This window comes from Saccharopolyspora sp. (assembly GCF_017434145.1).
In the GTDB taxonomy this organism is placed as follows: Bacteria; Actinomycetota; Actinomycetes; order Mycobacteriales; family Pseudonocardiaceae; genus Saccharopolyspora_C; species Saccharopolyspora_C galaxeae.
The window spans coordinates 1-2,102 of record NZ_JAFRFW010000964.1; the positions used below are offsets into that span (position 1 = coordinate 1).

General features: G+C 67.8%; 2 protein-coding genes and 1 pseudogene. All 3 read right to left on the reverse strand.

The genetic code is table 11. The features are described 5' to 3' along the window. Positions 1 to 141 precede the first annotated feature (141 nt). A complete protein-coding gene (locus IJH84_RS26045; RefSeq protein WP_295150077.1) occupies positions 142 to 525 on the reverse strand; it encodes a hypothetical protein in 384 nt (127 codons plus the stop codon). Between the two features lie 25 nt (positions 526 to 550). After that, positions 551 to 1,600, reverse strand: coding sequence for an IS110 family transposase (locus tag IJH84_RS26050; RefSeq protein ID WP_295150080.1), 1,050 nt, complete (start codon positions 1,598 to 1,600; stop codon positions 551 to 553). Positions 1,601 to 1,908: 308 nt separating this feature from the next. Beyond that, positions 1,909 to 2,102: pseudogene (locus IJH84_RS26055) on the reverse strand (YciI family protein); the annotation flags it as partial.

The following is a 2,102-nucleotide window of genomic DNA, read 5'->3' on the forward strand; positions in this document are numbered from 1 at the left end:
AGCGTGAGATGTCGGCGATCTGCGAGAACCGGTTGCTCGCAGCGACGCGGGACGAGTTAATTCCGTTGTTGATAGATGGGCGGATCACGGTCAAGGAGGCGGAGAAGCGGGTGGAAGACGTAGTGTGACTTGCAGCCGCGGCTACAGGAGACTCCACTCTGTGAGCGCGCGACGCCACAGTGGTTCGTAGTTCCGCGGCCAGAGGACCTCATCGGCGCAGGCGGCGAGGACTTCCGGGTCGATCCAGCGAACCATGTCGCGGTAGCGGCCCTCGGTCATCACGATGGTGTAGGCGATCAGGAGCGACTGCAGGTCTGCGCTGTCGCGCCACCGCTGATCGGGTGTGCCGGACCATTCGAGGTTGATCGGAAGCCGGAACCGCCCTTGCGGCGAAAACGCCGGAACCCACAGGTTCGAGGGAATGAGGACCGGTCGGCGGCGCAGGCCGGCGTCGATAGCGACCCCATCGGCGTCGGTCGCCGCGAGCGCACGTTCGAGCCGCTCCGCCGACTCTGCGTCGAGCACGCGGATGCCGACGCTCCTATGGGTGTCAAGTAGTCCACGGGTGCTCAAGTAGGCGGTAGAGGTCGCGGGCGATGTAGCGCTTGAGGCATCGTTTGATCTCGCGTGGGGTCTTGCCTTGGGCGGTTCGGCGGGCGGTGTAGTCACGAGTGGCCTGGTCGTAGCGTTGGCGCGAGAGGACGACGGTGTGCAGGGCGCGGTTGAGCTGGCGATCGCCGTGCCGGTTGAGCCGATAGCGGGTGGTGACCTGCCCGCTGTTCGCCGGGATCGGTGCGACGCCGGCGAGCATCGCGAATGCGGCCTCGGAGCGCACGCGGCTTGGATGCGACCATGCGCAGAGCAGGGTGGCGGCGACGATCGGGCCGACGCCGAGCTGCGCGAGGAGGTCCGGCCGCCAGGCTTTGACGATCGCGAGGATCTGCTTTTCGTGCTCGTCTGCTTCTTTCTGCAGGCTTTGTACTCGGCGGGCCAGTGTCTTGAGCACCGTTGCGGTCGTGGTGGTTTCGGTGTCCCAGCTGGTGCGGGTGCGGAGCTTCGCGGCGATGTTCACCACCTCGGGCAGCGGGCGTCCGCGCAGGGCCTCGCGGAGCGGCTCAGGGGCGGCGATGACCAGGCTGAACAGTTGTCGCATCGCCACGGTGGAGCCGTCGACTGCGGAGCGGCGGGCCGCGAGTAGTACTGACAACGCTTGCCGGTCACCGGCCGCACGGGGTGTTCCCAGCTCGGGCCGGGACAGCGCCTCGCGGGCGGCGCGGATCGCATCGAGTGGGTCGGACTTCGCGCCGTGCCGTCGTTGCGCTCGTTCGGGGCGGTCGAGCTCGACCACCAGCTCCTCGCGCACCGCGAGTGCGCGGGTCAGGCCGGCGCCGTGCCCGCCGGTGCCTTCGATCGCCCAGGCCCGCAGTTGTGAGTGGTGGTCGGCGAAGTCGAGTAGCTGCTGGTAGCCGTCGGCGGTGGTGGCGACGGTGATCTGATCGAGCACCGCTCCAGTGCGTGCGTGCACCGCGGCGGCGGTGTGTGTCTCGACGTGCGTATCGACTCCGATGACGACATCGACGATTTCCGTCAGACTGGTCATGCGTTCCTCCAACATCCGGTGGGACCAACAGGTGGTTCCGGTCCGGGAGGAGTCACGGCGGGACTGTGACGGGACACGATCGCGGCGCTGCAACACCGCGGTCGGTCAAGCTCCTGATCAGGCCAGTCGCTCCGACCGGGCCGGTGCCGACAACCCCCGAACGGACAAGTCGCGAGTAAGGCATCACGGCCAGTCAGGCCACGGGTCACATCCGAGGGCCGTCAGCTACAGCCCACCACCGAAACACCGATCCTGCAGGCCCTTCATCGTGGTGGCAGATCCATCCTCACAGTCAGTCCTCCGCCGGGTCAGTCCTCCGCGGCCGCGGGCGGCTCGTCGGCGACCTGGCGGAGCGTGGCGACCATGGAGATCTCGGGCCAGTGCTCGGCGTGCAGATCCGCGAACGCCTTCTGGCCCTCGATGGCCTCCTCGAGGGTGTCGAACTGCATCAGTGCCCAGCCGCCGACGACCTCCTTGGCCTCGGCGTACGGCCCGTCGAATC